Genomic DNA, 17,842 nt, shown 5'->3' on the forward strand with positions numbered 1-17,842 from the left:
CCTGTGAGTTCAGGTGCAAAGGTTATCTCGGCATTTATCCGGGAGACAGTTGCAGGCACCACACCAGCAAGTGGTGACTGGAGTTTATTAAAACGCACAAGCTGGGGAGTAAAACCCACCCAGAATAAAGGCGAAAATAATGAGATTGGTGGCTCCCGGATGGCTCAGGGGGCGACGCCTGGCACTGTGGATGTTGGCGGTGATGTTGGTACCAAATTTCGCTGGGGTCAACATGATGATTTTCTTGCATCCTGTTTCGGCGCGGAATGGTCAGGTGATTCTCTGACAATGGGGAATGAGCGAATAACATTTTCTCTGGCGACCTATGCGTCCGATGTCGGAATTGCCTCTGTTGTCAGAGGAGCGCAGGTTGGCTCATGGAAAATGCAGATCCCTAACGACGGCGATATTACGGCGACCGTAACCTTTGCCGGGCTGGACTGGGAATCAAAGGCCGATGATACGAATTTTATCAAAGGCGAACCTGTGGATAGTGCAGGAAAGCTACGTTATTCGTTTAAGGAGGTTTCAGCAGTAAGCCTGAATGGTGTTGCCGGAGGTAACGGTTTTTGTATCGACAGTTTTGATATTCAGTTCGATAACAAACTCCAGACACAGCGTTGTATCGGCACTGGCTCGCCTTATGCAGGAGCAAATATCCCGACTACTTTTACACCGTCCGGTACGGTGACGCTTTCATGGTCTAAAGCTGCGTGGGAAATCTGGAGTAAAACACTGACTGGAGAAACAGTTCCGTTCAGCTTCACGCTTTCGAATGGAGAGGGGGCATACACTTTCAGTTTCCCGAAGGTTCAGGTGTCAGGTGAATGGCCTGATGGGGGTAATACCGACATTATCCAGGTTCAATTGAGCATTACCGCAGCAGATGAAGCACCTACGATAATCAGAAAAAAAGCCTCCCCGGCTGCCGTGATCGCAAAAGCCAGTGCTGAGGCGATTAGTTGATTTTCCGTTATTCCCCCTGTGGTACTGCACTACAGGGGGGCGCATTGAATGAGGTTATGGATGTTTATTCTTAATCAGAAAATTATCATCGGTGGAGAACGCTGGTTTACCCCAATGAAGGACTTAAAACCTGTAGACGGGTTAAAACTGTTGGTGGCAAGCAGCGATAACGATCAGTATCGCTCCCGTAATGCATTAATCCGTCGCCACATTGAGAAAATGGATGCCAGCTTGCACGTCGGAACGAAGGAGTTTGATATTGCAAAGGTTTCCGAGGTGGATTCTGTTGATGATTTACTCATTGATAATGCCGCTCGTTATCTGCTGAAAGACTGGAAAGGGGTTGGTGAACTGGTTGATGGTGTTGAGGTTGCACTGGAATATACGCCAGAACGAGGGATCGCGCTGCTTAAGCAGAATCCGGAGTTGTACTGGCAGATCCTTGCAGAAGCAGCCAGCATCGCCCAAGGTAAAGAGCAGCAGAAGCAGGATACGATAAAAAAGCCATAGCCGCCCAGCGGTGGTTATCGGAGTTCGGGGGAGAAAAGGGTGAAAAGGCAAGATGGAAGCGAGAAAAACTCAGGTTGCCGCCGCTCCCGGAGCCAGAAATAGACCCCGTTGTCCGTGAGTTATTGTATGCGTATTCAGTAATGTCTCGTTCCAGGCGTTATGCAGGCATGCCCGGGATTCCGCTACCTTTGTCAATATCTGACATACACGACTATTTAAAAGCACACCCGATATTAATAGACGGTGATGAATTCGAAGCCGTGATTTTCGCACTCGATGATAATTATTTTTCACGAACTGACGATTTTGATGAATAAGATATTTAGTAAATGTCGACTTTATTATATTATTACGTATATTTTTAATGCACATATATGATTTAGTGCGAAATTGATAGTTGACTTTCAAATATACTCGGTATTTTAATGTGTGCCGCACAGCTTAATTTTTGCTGTCGTAACAATGTTTTTATAAAAAAGGTAATTTTATGAAGAAAGCAGTGTTGGCTACCATTATAGTTTCAACTTTGTTTGCAACTGGCATTGCAAACGCTGAATTACTGCAGAGTACTATTTCTGCTGGTTATGCTCGTAGCCATGCAAAAGTTGATAGTGCCAGCGAGGATCTGAACGGTTTTAATATTAAATACCGTTATGAACTGAATAACGACTGGGGTGTGGTAGGTTCTTTTGTGCACACCAATTACAACAAAGATGCTTATGGCTATGTTCCCGATCTTCAAGGAAAACCACAATACACCAAATTAGCATCTGGAGATCTTGATTATTTCTCCGTGACAGCTGGACCGTCCTATCGTTTTAATGACTATCTGAGTGCATATGCTCTGGTTGGTCTTGGATATGGAAAAGCTCATGTCTGGGATGGTGAATTTTCTGCATCTTCAGATAAAACCTCTGCAGCGTATGGTGCTGGTTTCCAGATTAACCCAATGCCAAACCTGGTAATTGATGCATCTTATGAATACTCAAAGTTGGGTGATGTGAAAGTCGGTACCTGGATGGCTGGTATCGGTTACCGTTTCTGATAAGTCACGCCCCTCTGTTGTCTGGCCCCGCTTCCCAAGCGGGGCTTTTTATTTGTCCGGAATAACTAAATGACTGAGCAAACTTCACGTCTCGCAATAATTATTGATAGCACTGGAGCAGAGAAAAATGTGGGTAATCTGTCTTCTGCGTTAGTAAAGATGACGCAGGCTGGAGAACACGCTGCCACCAGTGCAGGGAAAGTGACTAAGGCAACAGAAGATGAGAAGAACGCGCTCGCAAAATTAAAAGCAGCTATTGATCCTGTCGGTGCCGCAATTGATACTGTCGGTCGACGCTATTCTGAATTAAAGAAATATTTCGATAAAGGGCTTATTGATAAAGAAGAATATGAATTTCTTGCCCGTAAACTTAATGAAACCACAGAGGAATTGAGTGGGGTTGCGCAAGCGCAGAGAGAAGCCGAGAAGGCCGGAAAACTTGCTGCCGCCCAGCAGGAAGCGCAGGTTCAGGCCTTTCAAAGAATGCTGGACAAGATCGACCCTCTGGCAGCGGCGCTAAGAAATCTTGAACAACAGCAGGATGAACTTAATGCTGCACTTTCATCCGGGCAAATAAATGGCTCTCAGTTTGATAATTACAGCCGAAAAATACAGGAAACGCGGCGAGAGCTAACAGGAGAGGCTCAGGCAGAACGAGAAGCAGCAAAAGCGCATGATGAACAAGTTACTGCTTTGCAACGTCTGATTGCTCAACTCGATCCTGTCGGAACAGCTTTTAACCGCCTGACAGAGCAGCAAAAGCAACTCAGCGAAGCAAAAGCCAAGGGGATGCTTTCTCCTGAAATGTATGAGGAGCTTTCAGGAAAACTCCGTGCTATGCGGAGTGAGCTTGAGGCTACTCAATCGCAGCTAAGCAAAACCGGAATGTCGGCAAAACAAACGGCTTTTGCTATGCGCATGTTGCCTGCACAAATGACTGATATTGTGGTTGGATTGTCCACAGGCCAGTCACCGTTTATGGTGTTAATGCAGCAGGGCGGTCAGCTAAAAGATATGTTCGGTGGTATTGGCCCGGCGATCAAAGGTGTTGGTTCTTATGTGCTGGGATTAATTAATCCTTTTACCCTGGCCGCAGCAGCCGTTGGTGTCCTGGGGCTAGCTTACTATAAAGGCTCTCAGGAGCAGGAAGAATTTAATAAATCTCTTATTCTTACCGGAAATCAGTTGGGGACAACCAGCGGGCAATTGGCCGATATAGCTCAACGTGCCGGGGATGCAGCTGATTCGACAACTGGCGCTGCGGCGGCAGTATTAAACCAGCTTGTGCGTTCGGGAAAGGTAGCGAGCAATTCGCTGGAGCAAGTGACGGCTGCGATAGTAAAAACGAGTGAATTAACTGGAATAGCAACCGATCAACTTGTTAATGACTTCAATGAAATTGCAAAGGATCCTGTCAGTTCCATATCAAAACTTAATGATCAGTACCATTTTCTGACACTGGCGACTTATAACCAGATTAAGGCGCTGCAGGATGAAGGGAACCAGCAGGAGGCTGCTCGCATTGCGACGGAAGCATACTCATCCTCAATGATCCAGCGCACCAACCAGATTAAAGAAAATCTTGGTTATCTTGAGACTGCATGGAAAGCCGTCGCTGACTCCGCAAAATGGGCATGGGATTCCATGTTGGCTGTTGGGCGTGAGGTATCTCTTGATCAAAAAATCTCAGATGTTCTCCGTCAAATTGATGAAATAGAAAAAAATACCAGGCCAGGCGTTTTCGGGGTAGGTGGTATTGGAGATGGTGGTGCTCAAAATAAAAGGCTGGCTCAATTAAAACAGCAATTAGGCGCACTTCAATCAGAAAAAATTGCTCAGAACGTACTAAATTCATCAATAAACAATTACAACAAGCGACAACAGGAAGGAATTGAACTCAGACAGAAAGCAGATGCCTTTTCAAAACAATATCAGACTCGGGAGCAGCAGAGAGCCAGTGAACTTGCAAAACTGGAAAAGCTAAAGAATCAGTATTCAAAGGAAGAATATAATAAGCTTGTCGCTCAAATAAATGAGCGTTATAAAGATCCAAAGCAACCAAAGGCGAAAGGTTATTCGGATGATGCTGCTCAACGAATGATTGATCATCTGAATCAACAGAATGCGTTACTAAGTTCACAAGCTGAATTGACCGTTAAATTAAGTTCCTCTGAACAGGAACTGGTTAAGTGGCGTCAGCAGATTGCCGACCTGGAGTCACGACCGTTATCGAAATTAACCCAGGATCAGAAATCGCTTCTCTTACACCGGGAAGAAATAAGCGCGTTGATGGAGAAAAATGTTGCGATTGAAAAAAATAACAGGCTAATCAAGGAATCCGCCGAAATAGCCGCATGGCGTGATTCATTGCAGGCTTCGATTGATAATCGTCAGCAGGGGTATGATATTCAGATTGCTGGTTATGGGCTTGGCGATAAAAATCAGCAACGCCAGCAGGAATTACTGCGGATTGAACGTGAATATAACAACCAGCGTCTGCAACTTGAACGTGACTATGCAGATAAATCCCGTGGAATGTCAGATCATGTTTTTCAGGAGAAAATGCAGGCTCTGAATGACTCTCTGGAACGAGAAAAAGAAATTGTCAGACAGAAAAACGAGCAGCTCGATATTCAGGCAGGAGACTGGGTTAGTGGTGCCTCCCAGGGATTTAATAACTGGCTGGATGACACTAAGTATATCAGTGAGCAGATAAAATCAACCACGACTCTGATGTTTGATGGGATGACCGATGCGCTGGGTGATTTTGTCACGACAGGCAAGGCAAATTTTCGTTCTTTCGCTACTTCCGTGATTTCGGATCTTAGTCGAATAGCATTAAAGGCTTCAATTACTGGGATTTTCGACAGCATTAGTAACAGTTCTTCTGGGGGGATTTTAGGAACTATCGGGAGTGCTATTAGTAAATTTATTCCGAATGCAAAGGGCGGTGTTTATGAGTCTCCATCATTGAGCACGTATTCGAACGGTATTTATGATTCCCCGCAATTTTTTGCTTTTGCAAAAGGGGCGGGTGTTTTTGGTGAGGCTGGACCGGAAGCCATTATGCCATTAACACGAACTTCCGATGGTTCTCTTGGTGTCAGAGCTATTAATAGTAAAAGTGGTAATGGAGGCGGAGATATTACCTATGCCCCTGTATACCAAATCACTATTCAAAATGACGGCCAGAATGGAGAGATTGGCCCTCAGGCAATAAAAGCACTTATGGGGATGGTTGATCAGCGGGTACAGGGCACTCTGTTAAATATGCGACGTGATGGGGGAATGTTAAGTGGCTAATACGGAAGAATTTCACTGGTTACCAGAGGATGGAATGAAAACAGAAAATAAACCATCGATAAAAACTGTAAGATTTGGCGATGGTTATGAGCAACGAAGTCCAAATGGACTTAATCATTCTCTGCGCGTTTTCACCTGTGATTTCAAAGTTGAGGCGAATGAACGTGATTCATTTGAAAAATTTTTAGCCCGGCATGAAGGCTATAAATCTTTTTTTTGGCGCCCGCCGGGTATTAACAGAAAAATCAGAGTGGTGTGTCGAACGTGGTCAGCGACAGAACATATCACCTATACCGATTTTTCGTGTCAGTTTGACGAAGTGGTGATCTGATGCAGGACATACAACAGGAAACACTGAATGAATGCATTCGGGCGGAGCAGTCGGCCAGCGTGGTGCTCTGGGAAATCGACCTGACAGAGGTAGGCGGGGATCGCTACTTTTTCTGCAATGAGCAGAATGAAAAAGGTGAGTCTGTCACCTGGCAGAGTCGGCAGTATCAGGCCTATCCCATTCAGGGGGGTGGATTTGAGATGAACGGCAAAGGTGCCAGTGCAAGGCCAACACTGAAAGTATCTAACCTGCACGGCATGGTCACCGGGATGGTGGAGGATTTACAGAGTCTGGTCGGCGGAACGGTGGTCAGGCGTAAGGTTTACGCCCGTTTTCTGGATGCGGTGAACTTCGTCAACGGAAACAGCGACGCCGATCCGGAGCAGGAGGTGATCAGCCGCTGGCGCATCGAGCAGTGCAGCGAACTGAGTGCGGTCAGTGCCTCCTTTGTGTTGTCCACACCGACGGAAACGGATGGTGCTGTTTTTCCGGGGCGTATCATGCTGGCCAACACCTGCACCTGGAGCTATCGCGGTGATGAGTGCGGTTATAACGGTCCGGCTGTCGCGGATGAATATGACCAGCCGACGTCCGATATCACGAAGGATAAATGCAGCAAATGCCTGAGCGGCTGTAAGTTTCGCAATAACGTCGGCAACTTTGGCGGCTTCCTTTCCATTAACAAACTTTCGCAGTAATCCCATGACAGAGACAGAATCAGCGATTCTGGCGCACGCCCGGCGATGTGCGCCAGCGGAGTCGTGCGGCTTCGTGGTGAGAACGCCGGAAGGGGAAAGATATTTTCCCTGCGTGAATATTTCCGGTGAGCCGGAGGATTATTTCCGGATGGCTCCGGAGGACTGGCTGCAGGCAGAGATGCAGGGTGAGATTGTGGCGCTGGTCCACAGTCATCCCGGTGGTCTGCCCTGGCTGAGTGAGGCCGACCGGCGGCTGCAGGTGCAGAGTGATTTGCCGTGGTGGCTGGTCTGCCGGGGGGCGATTCATAAGTTCCGCTGTGTGCCGCATCTCACCGGGCGGCGCTTTGAGCACGGGGTGACGGACTGTTACACACTGTTCCGGGATGCTTATCATCTGGCGGGGATTGAGATGCCGGATTTTCATCGCGGGGATGACTGGTGGCGTCACGGTCAGAATCTCTATCTGGATAATCTGGAGGCCACAGGGCTGTATCAGGTGCCGTTGTCATCGGCGCAGCCGGGCGATGTGCTGCTGTGCTGTTTTGGTTCATCGGTGCCGAATCATGCCGCCATTTACTGCGGCGACGGCGAGCTGTTGCACCATATTCCTGAACAACTGAGCAAACGAGAGAGGTATACCGACAAATGGCAGCGACGCACACACTCCCTCTGGCGTCACCGGGCATGGCACGCATCTGCCTTTACGGGGATTTGCAACGATTTGGCCGCCGCATCGACCTTCGTGTGAAAACGGGAGCCGAAGCCATCCGGGCGCTGGCCACGCAGCTCCCTGCGTTTCGTCAGAAACTGAGCGACGGCTGGTATCAGGTACGCATTGCCGGGCGCGATGCAGGTGAAACGGAATTATCAGCCCGTCTTAATGAGCCGCTGGCGAATGGTGCCGTCATCCACATCGTACCGCGTCTGACCGGTGCCAAAAGTGGCGGCGTGTTTCAGGCGGTGCTGGGGGCGGCGCTGATTGCGGTGGCGTGGTGGAACCCCGCAGGTTGGCTGGGAGCGACAGCAATTACAGGAATGTATAGTGCGGGGGCCAGTATGATCCTTGGCGGTGTGGCCCAGATGCTGGCTCCTAAACCCAGAACTCCCCGCACACAGACAACGGATAACGGTAAGCAGAACACCTATTTCTCCTCTCTGGATAACATGGTTGCCCAGGGTAATGTTCTGCCTGTTCTGTACGGTGAAATGCGCGTGGGGTCACGTGTGGTATCTCAGGAGATCAGCACAGCAGATGAAGGGGATGGTGGTCAGGTTGTGGTGATTGGTCGCTGATGCAAAATGTTTTATGTGAAACCGCCTCCGGGCGGTTTTGTCGTTTATGGGGTCTGAGAAATGGGTAAAGGCAGCAGTAAGGGGCATACCCCGCGCGAAGCGAAGGATAATCTCAAATCAACGCAGTTGCTGAGTGTGATCGATGCCATCAGCGAAGGGCCGATTGAAGGTCCGGTGGATGGATTAAAAAGCGTGCTACTGAACAGTACGCCAGTGCTGGACAGTGAGGGAAATACCAACATCTCCGGTGTCACGGTGGTGTTCCGGGCAGGTGAGCAGGAGCAGTCACCGCCGGAGGGATTTGAATCATCAGGTTCCGAGACGGTACTGGGTACGGAAGTGAAATACGACACGCCGATCACCCGGACTATCACGTCTGCAAATATCGACCGTCTGCGCTTTACCTTCGGTGTGCAGGCACTGGTGGAAACCACTTCAAAGGGGGACCGGAATCCGTCGGAAGTCCGCCTGCTGGTTCAGATACAGCGTAACGGTGGCTGGGTGACGGAAAAAGACATCACCATTAAGGGCAAAACCACCTCGCAGTATCTGGCCTCGGTGGTGGTGGATAACCTGCCGCCGCGCCCGTTCAATATCCGGATGCGCAGGATGACGCCGGACAGCACCACAGACCAGCTGCAGAACAAAACGCTCTGGTCGTCATACACCGAAATCATCGATGTGAAACAGTGCTACCCGAACACGGCACTGGTCGGCGTGCAGGTGGATTCGGAGCAGTTCGGCAGCCAGCAGGTGAGCCGTAATTATCATCTTCGCGGGCGCATTCTGCAGGTGCCGTCGAACTATAACCCGCAGACGCGGCAATACAGCGGTATCTGGGACGGAACGTTTAAGCCAGCATACAGCGACAATATGGCCTGGTGTCTGTGGGATATGCTGACCCACCCGCGCTACGGCATGGGGAAACGTCTTGGTGCGGCGGATGTGGATAAATGGGCGTTGTATGTCATCGGCCAGTATTGCGACCAGTCAGTGTCGGACGGCTTTGGTGGCACGGAGCCGCGCATCACCTGTAACGCTTACCTGACCACACAGCGTAAGGCGTGGGATGTTCTCAGTGATTTCTGCTCGGCGATGCGCTGTATGCCGGTATGGAACGGGCAGACGCTGACGTTCGTGCAGGACCGACCGTCGGATAAGGTGTGGACCTATAACCACAGTAATGTGGTGATGCCGGATGATGGCGCGCCGTTCCGCTACAGCTTCAGCGCCCTGAAGGACCGCCATAATGCCGTTGAGGTGAACTGGATTGACCCGGATAACGGCTGGGAGACGGCGACAGAGCTTGTGGAGGACACGCAGGCCATTCTCCGTTACGGTCGTAACGTCACGAAGATGGATGCCTTTGGCTGTACCAGCCGGGGGCAGGCACACCGCGCCGGGCTGTGGCTGATTAAAACGGAGCTGCTGGAAACGCAGACCGTGGACTTCAGCGTGGGCGCAGAAGGGCTTCGCCATGTACCGGGCGATGTCATTGAAATCTGTGATGATGACTATGCGGGGATCAGCATCGGTGGGCGTGTGCTGGCGGTGAACAGCCAGACCCGGACGCTGACGCTCGACCGTGAAATCACGCTGCCATCCTCCGGCACCACGCTGATAAGCCTGGTTGACGGGCAGGGGAATCCGGTCAGCGTGGAGGTCCAGTCCGTCACCGACGGCGTGAAGGTAAAAGTGAGCCGTGTTCCTGACGGCGTTGCCGAATACAGCGTGTGGGGGCTGAAGCTGCCGACGCTGCGTCAGCGCCTGTTCCGCTGTGTGAGTATCCGTGAGAACGACGACGGCACGTATGCCATCACCGCCGTGCAGCATGTGCCGGAAAAAGAGGCCATCGTGGATAACGGGGCGCACTTTGACGGCGACCAGAGTGGCACGGTGAATGGTGTCACGCCGCCAGCGGTGCAGCACCTGACTGCCGAAGTCACCGCAGACAGCGGGGAATATCAGGTACTGGCGCGATGGGACACGCCGAAGGTGGTGAAGGGGGTGAGCTTTACGCTTCGCTTGACCGTGGCAGCGGATGACGGCAGTGAGCGGCTTGTCAGCACAGCCCGGACGACGGAAACCACATACCGCTTCAGGCAACTGGCGCTGGGGCGTTACACGCTGACAGTCCGGGCAGTAAATGCGTGGGGGCAGCAGGGCGATCCGGCGTCGGTATCGTTCCGGATTGCCGCACCGGCAGCACCGTCGCGGATTGAGCTGACGCCGGGCTATTTTCAGATAACCGCAACGCCGCATCTTGCCGTTTATGACCCGACGGTACAGTTTGAGTTCTGGTTCTCGGAAAAGCGGATTGCGGATATCAGGCAGGTTGAAACCGCAGCCCGCTATCTTGGCACGGCGCTGTACTGGATAGCTGCCAGTATCAATATCAAACCGGGCCATGATTATTATTTTTATATCCGCAGTGTGAACACCGTTGGCAAATCGGCATTCGTGGAGGCTGTCGGTCGGGCGAGCGATGATGCCGAAGGTTACCTGGATTTTTTCAAAGGCCAGATAACCGAATCCCATCTCGGTAAAGAGCTGCTGGAAAAAGTCGAGCTGACGGAGGATAACGCCAGCAAACTGGAGGAGTTTTCGAAAGAGTGGAAAGACGCCAACGATAAATGGAATGCCATGTGGGGCGTCAAAATTGAGCAGACCGAAGACGGCAGGCATTATGTCGCGGGGCTTGGCCTCAGCATGGAGGATACGGAGGAAGGCAAACTGAGCCAGTTCCTGGTTGCCGCTAACCGTATCGCGTTTATTGACCCGGCAAACGGGAATGAAACGCCGATGTTTGTGGCGCAGGGCAACCAGATATTCATGAACGAAGTGTTTCTGAAATATCTGACGGCTCCCACCATTACCAGCGGTGGTAATCCTCCGGCATTTTCCCTGACACCGGACGGGCGGCTGACGGCGAGAAATGCTGATATCAGCGGTAACGTGAATGCGAACTCCGGGACGCTCAACAACGTCACGGTAAATGAAAACTGTACGATTAAGGGCATGCTGGAGGCGAACCAGGTCAGAGGTGACTTCGTTAAAACTGTATCCAAATCATTCCCGAAACAGGCTGGTACGTGGGGTAACACGGAAACACCAGGCGGGACGGTTACAGTCACCATTTACGATGATCATAACTTTGACCGCCAAATCATTATTCCGCCCATTATTTTTAACGGTGTGGCGTATGACGATCCGGGGAGCGGTAATAAACCGGGAGGTACGCGATACACGGGTTATGGTTTTGAAGTTCGTAAAAACGGCGTATTAATCGCATCCAGAGAAACTAAAGGAGCCATTCCCGGTAGTTACAGCGCGGTTATTGATATGCCGAGTGGTGGTGGTAGCGTCACTCTGGAGTTTAAGATTTTCCAGAAAGGCAATCGGGGCGCAGGTAACATCACAGACTGTACGGTGATTGTGACCAAAAAAGCTGCTTCCGGTATCAGTATTCGTTGAAATATTTATAACCCCAATACGGGCGCCAGAAATGGCGCCTTTTTTATTGCAGAAAAGCGAGAGGTAATTATGCGTAAATTATGTGCTGTTATTCTGTCTGCAGTAGTCTGGCTGGTCGCCGCTGGTACGCCAGCGAGTGCAGTAGAGCATCAGTCCACACTAAGCGGCGGGTATCTTCAGTCCCATACTGATATGCCCGGCAACGATGACCTGAAGGGCATTAACGTGAAATACCGTTATGAATTTACGGACACGCTGGGGTTGGTGACGTCATTCAGCTATGCAGGAGACAAGAATCGCCAGATTACCCGTTACAGCGATACCCGCTGGCATGAAGATTCAGCGCATAACCGCTGGTTCAGCATGATGGCGGGACCATCTGTGCGCGTGAATGAATGGTTCAGTGCTTATGCGATGGCGGGTGTGGCTTACAGCCGTGTTTCGACGTTTTCCGGGGATTATCTCCGCGTAGCTGACAACAAGGGGAAAACGCACGATGTGCTGACCGGAAGTGATGGCGGTCGCCACAGCAACACGTCTCTGGCGTGGGGGGCTGGCGTGCAGTTTAACCCGACCGAATCCGTGGCCATTGACCTTGCTTATGAAGGTTCCGGCAGTGGCGACTGGCGCACTGACGGTTTCATCGTTGGTGTCGGTTATAAATTCTGATTAGCCGGGTAACACAGTGTTATGACAGCCCGCCGGTTCAGGCGGGCTTTTTTGTGGAGTGGATATGGCAGCAGTAAAAATCTCAGGTGTACTGAAAGATGGTGCGGGAAAACCAATACAGAACTGCACTATTCAACTGAAGGCAAAGCGTAACAGCACCACAGTCGTGGTGAATACGGTGGCCTCAGAAAATCCGGATGAAGCCGGGCGTTATAGCATGGATGTTGAGTATGGTCAGTACAGCGTTATCCTGCTGGTTGAAGGTTTTCCGCCTTCACATGCCGGAACCATTACCGTCTATGACGGTTCCAGGCCGGGAACACTGAACGATTTTCTCGGTGCCATGACGGAAGATGATGTTATGCCGGAGGCATTGCGCCGTTTTGAGGCAATGGTGGACGAAGCTGCGCGTAACGCTGAAGCCGCCTCTCAGAGCGCAGCAGAGGCAAAGAAATCCGAAACTGCAGCGGCATCATCGAAGGACGCGGCGAAAAGCTCAGAAACGGATGCAGCTAACAGCGCACAGGCAGCAGCGGCCTCACAGACTGCATCGGAAAACTTCGCGACAGCAGCCAAAAAATCGGAAACCAACGCAAAAAATAGCGAGACAGCAGCAAAGTCGAGCCAGACGGCAGCAAAAGACAGCGAAACGAATGCCAAAGCCAGTGAAACTGCGGCGAAAAACAGCCAGGATGCAGCGGAAGCAAGCGAGAGCGCGGCAGCCGGTTCTGCGACATCGGCAGCTGGATCAGAAACTGCTGCGGCTAACAGCCAGAAAGCAGCAAAGACGAGCGAAACCAACGCAAAGTCCAGCCAGACGGCAGCAAAAACCAGTGAAACGAATGCCAAAACCAGCGAAACGGCGGCGAAAAATAGTCAGGATGCAGCAGCGGAAAGCGAGCGACTGGCAGGGCAACACGCAGCCGATGCACAGAAGATAAAGGAAGACTGCCAGACGCTGGCGAATAACGTGCAACAGAACGCTGACGCGGCTGCCAAAGATAAGCAATATGTTGAACAACTGGCTTCAGAAGTTGAGCAGAACGCCGGGCAGGTGCAGCAGGGTGTGCAGGATGTCGCGGACGCGGTAAAGCAAGCACGGCAGGCAGCGAAGGATTCTGAATTCAGTGCCACAGATTCAAAAAACAGTTCTGACAATGCGGCACTGAGCGAACAGAACGCCCAAAAACACGCACAGAAAGCAGAGCTGCATGAGCAGCAGTCTCAAAAGTATGCGCAGGATGCAGCGACAGCTGCAGAATCAGCAGAGAATGCCAAAGGCGAAATTGACGATATCCTCGATGGCGGGTATCTCAAGATAAAAAACAACCTTCAGGAAATCGTTGATGCTGGCTCGTCAGCACTGGCTAAAGCACAGGAGAATCTGCAAATCAGGGGGGTTGCTAATAAAACAGTCATCAGTAATCCCTTTACATGGCCCGATAAGGCGATGATGAATTCGGTCTTGGCGTTGGCTGGCGCTTATGGGTTTGGGTACACGTATGAAGACGAATATTACGGGCGTGTAAGTTTTAATAGTGCCTCTGCACTGGAAAATTGGGCTAATTATGCTCTTCCTGGCAGGTACTACCATAAATTCAATGGATACACGCCGATATCCAGTGTGAATTTTGAGGGGATCATCGATGTTTTGTGGATTAACACAAATCGGGATGGTTATAGCAATGCTCGCAGAGTAAAGAAGTTGCTGATTTTTTACGGGATAAATAGGGATGTTCTCATCGGTTCCACTTTCGGTGGCTCGTTAGGTGGATGGGAAGAGATTAGCATGACAAAAAACAAAGTTCGTAACATGCTATTTTCATACGTCAATTACGACTGGGGTGACCCCGATATTGGAGGCCTGATATTAGCTGCATATCAGGGAACTGCTGACGGTGATAAAAATATAAAGGTTGTCAGAAGACAGTCTTATCCGGGTTCGCGTCTGGGGCCAGTTGGAATTGAGTGTCCATTTAATCCTTCAGGCACTTATGCATCAACCCCCAGATTCTACGTTGTCGGCTGCAACTCACATTCGCTTCCTGGCTCGTACATTGCAATGTCAGGCACCATGCTGACATACAGCGATCAGGCGTTTGTGGCGCTATTCATGAGGATTGCATAATGGAAATCAAAGAAATCATCAATCCCTGCTATACCGAATCTGGTGCTATTGACTGCGAGGTTTTATTTGAAGGGATGGATGCCCCCATCCCCTACACAGCCACGGCAGAAGATACAGCGACGACGGGCAAGTGCGTCTGGCATGAGCTGCAAAGCGGCAAATGGGGTGCAATAGCCTCGTTTACAGTCACGTCAGAATTTATCGCAGCGGCAAAGGATGCCAAAAAAAAGGAAATCGAAGCATGGCGTGCAGAACAGGAGGCGAAGCCGTTCACATTTGAATGGAACGGCCGCACCTGGAACGCTGGTCCTGACTCAATAGCCCGCCTGTCTCCGGTGGTGATGGCATCGAAATCCAACACAGCACGGGGCGTTATGGCGTGGGGTGATGCTGATAATCAACAGGTGAGACTGTCGATGCCGGAACTGGAAGAACTGGCAGCAGCAATGGCTCAGGCGCAGATTGAGCGCAATGACGAGATTTATCAGCGCCAGCGGGAGATGAAGGAAGAACTGAATAATCTGAAGGATTTATGTTCAATCAGAGGAATGACGATTAGCAATCAGTTAGGGCAAGAAAAATAGCGGACTTCTGCTGAATAGTAAAAAAACCCCGTCTCCAGTACGTGATAACGAGGCCTGAAGCATGGATAACAGGACTCTACACAAAGACGGGGTAACATAATAATTCTGAACAAACATACTGACAAACGGGATATTTCAATTAAAGACACAACGAGTACCAGGCGTACAGAGTGGATGTTGTGTCTGACAGGTGAGTTTACTGATAGCGCAATAAAATAAATCCCCTGTCATCATTTATTGTAGAAATCTTTATCAGTCATGCTTATGAGATAAATACAAGAAACGGTGTGAAAATTTGACCTAAAACAATCATGGGGATGAAAAGAGTCTTGTGCAGTTTTGCAGATGTAAAAAAACCGCAGACACGTCGTATGCAAGAACGTGCTGCGGCTAGCTGGTTAACTTTCGATAGTGCGAATATTGAATAATTTCCAGCCGGAATGGATTCTATTGGAAAGTATTCAGAGGTGCAATCTGCAGTTCACGAATTGAGTATTTTTAGGATTTTTATGGTGGCAAAAATGGGGCAAAACGCTGCAAAAGGGGCAGAAATGGGGCAAAAAAAGAGTAGGTTATCGTGGCTTGTTGTAGTCGCTGATTCAACTTAACACATTGAAAAACAAATAAAATACTTATGTGTCAGATGGTTGTGATTTTTTCCCTTACTTGTTGAGATTGTATTGTTCTTTCTTACTAATTTCTTGATTTTGCGACATTTAATAGCGACTCAATTCGTTATATGGCATCAGAAAAGTATGCGTCATGCCGGAACGCCCAGCATAAGAAATCTGATATAAAAACTGTGGCGTGTATGGTACGGATTAGAGGGGAAAATGTCAGCACATTTGCAAAATGAATCAAAAAGCCCGCAGCGGTCTGCGGGCGTTAGTGTTAGCGCACGACCAGCACTGAGCACTCTGCGTGACGTACTACGGCAGCGGCGTTAGAGCCGAGCAGGTAGGTGGTGATATCCGGTCGATGAGAAGCAATGATTATCATGTGAGCAGGGATTTTTTTCGCCATTTCCAGAATACGGTCTTTTGGCGAACCTTCTTCAACATGGACATGCACTCTGTCAGTCGGCAGTTTGAATTTTTTAATGACTTCTTCCAGTTGCGATTTGGCTTCCGCTTTCAGGTCATCCATTGCCGGTAACTCTGCGGAATACGCTAATCCCAGAGAGGCATAGTAGGGTAGCGAAGGTATTACCGTCAGGAAATGAACCTCTGCATCATCAATCTTTGCCTCTGCCTCAACGTGGCTAATCACACGTTGAGTTAATTCTGAATCTGAAATATCGATAGGGACAAGAATCGTTCTGTTCATAAAACCTCCTGTTTTAGTATCCGCATAAAGTGTAACGCCAGATGACTCATTTTGTGTAATGACGGAGTTCACATTTTTAATTTAGATCAAGGGAGGATAAATATGAAGAAAATGCCCGCCAAACGGCGGGCAGGCAAGATTAAAACTGGTATACCAGACCTAAAGCAACGATATCATCGGTAGAGATACCGTTCGCAGCGTAGAAGCTGTCATCCTCATCAAGCAGGTTGATTTTATAATCAACATAGGTGGACATGTTTTTGTTGAAATAATATGTTGCGCCAACGTCGGCGTATTTAACCAGATCTTTATCGCCATCAGTACCGACCAAATCGTTGCCTTTAGACATCAGGAAGGAGACAGCCGGACGCAGGCCAAAATCAAACTGATACTGGGCAGTAACTTCAAAGTTCTGGGTTTTGTTGGCAATCGTATTTGCTGAATTGCCGTAAGGCGTCATGTTACGGGTTTCAGAGTACATGGTTGCAAGGTAGATATTGTTAGCATCGTATTTTGCCCCTGCCGTCCATGCGTCAGCCTTATCGCCTTTTGCAGTAGAGAATTCAGCCTGTTGGTTGGTACGATCAGAACTGGTATACGCAGCACCAATGCTCACCCCCATACCTAAGTCGTAGGTAGAGGAGATACCGAAACCGTCGCCATTGGCATTCTTAATATTACGACTGCCACCGTTTGCAGTACCTTCTTGCTCATGACTAACCTGGTTTTCGTTCGCTCCCTGATACTGCAACGCAAAGTCCAGGCCATCAACCAGACCGAAGAAATCGGTGTTACGGTAAGTCGCGACGCCGTTTGCACGACCGGTCATATAGTTATCGGCTTTGGTATAAGAGTCGCCACCGAATTCAGGCAGCATATCTGTCCAGCCTTCGATGTCGTACATCACACCATAATTACGACCATAGTCAAATGAACCGAAGTCACCAAATTTCAGACCGGCAAATGCCAGACGAGTCCAGGAGTCGCCTTTATCATTTTCAGAGCCATTAGCCTGAACGTTATATTCCCATTGACCATAACCAACCAGTTGATCGGTAATTTGAGTTTCGCCTTTAAACCCAAAACGTACATAAGTTTGATCGCCATCACTATTCGCATTATCAGAAAAATAATGCAGGCCATCGACTTTGCCGTACAGGTCTAATTTATTGCCGTCTTTATTATAAATTTCTGCTGCATGTGCAGCACCTGCGGCGAGCAGGGCAGGGATTAAGAGCGCCAGTACTTTGCTTTTCATTGAATAAATCCTTTAGTTATTTTATTTGCCTTAATTTCCCCTGTTTGGGGAATGAAAACATCCTAAAGGAGAAGTTCAGTTAGCAGATAAATATCATTTGTTACGCCTTAAGTAAAACCTTAATCAAATAATTCTATGGAAATAGTAATAAGTTTGATGAATGTATTGCTGGGGAATCATGCAAAATAAAAATTATACATTTAATAAAGCATGGGTTATTCTGCGTGGGTTATATGCCTTTATTGTCACAGATTTTA

The 17,842-nt window shown here is 49.3% G+C and carries 14 protein-coding genes; 12 read left to right on the plus strand and 2 right to left on the minus strand.

From position 1 onward, the window contains the following. The first annotated feature begins 3 nt into the window (after positions 1–3). The 12 genes from FEK47_RS07325 to FEK47_RS07385 all read left to right on the plus strand — a co-directional run bounded on the left by FEK47_RS07325 (position 4) and on the right by FEK47_RS07385 (position 15,001). The gene (locus tag FEK47_RS07325) at positions 4–966 is read left to right on the plus strand and encodes a phage tail tube protein (protein WP_016158348.1); all 963 of its coding nucleotides are present in this window, start codon (positions 4–6) and stop codon (positions 964–966) included. Positions 967–1,116: 150 nt separating this feature from the next. Next, positions 1,117–1,476 (plus strand): protein YdaY, encoded by a 360-nt coding sequence (gene ydaY / locus FEK47_RS07330; protein ID WP_122984268.1) that lies wholly within the window; start codon positions 1,117–1,119, stop codon positions 1,474–1,476. A gap of 487 nt (positions 1,477–1,963) precedes the next feature. Continuing rightward, on the plus strand, positions 1,964–2,521 hold the full coding sequence (locus FEK47_RS07340) for an Ail/Lom family outer membrane beta-barrel protein (protein WP_135486145.1): 558 nt from the start codon (positions 1,964–1,966) through the stop codon (positions 2,519–2,521). A 69-nt stretch (positions 2,522–2,590) separates the two neighbouring features. After that, positions 2,591–5,824, plus strand: coding sequence for a phage tail tape measure protein (locus FEK47_RS07345; protein ID WP_135486144.1), 3,234 nt, complete (start codon positions 2,591–2,593; stop codon positions 5,822–5,824). Beyond that, the gene (locus FEK47_RS07350) at positions 5,817–6,155 is read left to right on the plus strand and encodes a phage tail protein (RefSeq protein ID WP_000024051.1); all 339 of its coding nucleotides are present in this window, start codon (positions 5,817–5,819) and stop codon (positions 6,153–6,155) included. The genes FEK47_RS07345 and FEK47_RS07350 overlap by 8 nt, the downstream gene beginning before the upstream one ends. After that, complete coding sequence (locus tag FEK47_RS07355) at positions 6,155–6,853, plus strand: phage minor tail protein L (RefSeq protein WP_135486143.1); 699 nt, start codon at positions 6,155–6,157, stop codon at positions 6,851–6,853. Before FEK47_RS07350 ends, FEK47_RS07355 begins: the two co-directional genes overlap by 1 nt. 4 nt (positions 6,854–6,857) lie before the next feature. Beyond that, the gene (locus tag FEK47_RS07360) at positions 6,858–7,601 is read left to right on the plus strand and encodes a C40 family peptidase (protein ID WP_135486142.1); all 744 of its coding nucleotides are present in this window, start codon (positions 6,858–6,860) and stop codon (positions 7,599–7,601) included. Beyond that, positions 7,598–8,146 (plus strand): tail assembly protein, encoded by a 549-nt coding sequence (locus tag FEK47_RS07365; RefSeq protein WP_240727670.1) that lies wholly within the window; start codon positions 7,598–7,600, stop codon positions 8,144–8,146. The genes FEK47_RS07360 and FEK47_RS07365 overlap by 4 nt, the downstream gene beginning before the upstream one ends. A gap of 60 nt (positions 8,147–8,206) precedes the next feature. After that, complete coding sequence (locus FEK47_RS07370) at positions 8,207–11,620, plus strand: host specificity protein J (RefSeq protein WP_135486140.1); 3,414 nt, start codon at positions 8,207–8,209, stop codon at positions 11,618–11,620. Between the two features lie 69 nt (positions 11,621–11,689). After that, a complete protein-coding gene (locus FEK47_RS07375) occupies positions 11,690–12,289 on the plus strand; it encodes an Ail/Lom family outer membrane beta-barrel protein (protein ID WP_135486139.1) in 600 nt (199 codons plus the stop codon). Positions 12,290–12,353: 64 nt separating this feature from the next. Next, positions 12,354–14,417, plus strand: coding sequence for a prophage tail fiber N-terminal domain-containing protein (locus tag FEK47_RS25375; protein WP_240730970.1), 2,064 nt, complete (start codon positions 12,354–12,356; stop codon positions 14,415–14,417). Beyond that, positions 14,417–15,001 (plus strand): DUF4376 domain-containing protein, encoded by a 585-nt coding sequence (locus FEK47_RS07385; RefSeq protein WP_135486137.1) that lies wholly within the window; start codon positions 14,417–14,419, stop codon positions 14,999–15,001. Before FEK47_RS25375 ends, FEK47_RS07385 begins: the two co-directional genes overlap by 1 nt. Positions 15,002–15,892: 891 nt before the next feature. On the opposite strand, the gene uspF is transcribed toward FEK47_RS07385, so the two are convergent. Continuing rightward, positions 15,893–16,327 (minus strand): universal stress protein UspF, encoded by a 435-nt coding sequence (uspF, locus tag FEK47_RS07390; protein ID WP_130216116.1) that lies wholly within the window; start codon positions 16,325–16,327, stop codon positions 15,893–15,895. A 139-nt stretch (positions 16,328–16,466) separates the two neighbouring features. Continuing rightward, complete coding sequence (ompC, locus tag FEK47_RS07395; protein ID WP_130222724.1) at positions 16,467–17,585, minus strand: porin OmpC; 1,119 nt, start codon at positions 17,583–17,585, stop codon at positions 16,467–16,469. Between the last annotated feature and the right edge of the window lie 257 nt (positions 17,586–17,842).

This window comes from Escherichia sp. E3659 (assembly GCF_005781135.1).
GTDB lineage: Bacteria > Pseudomonadota > Gammaproteobacteria > Enterobacterales > Enterobacteriaceae > Escherichia.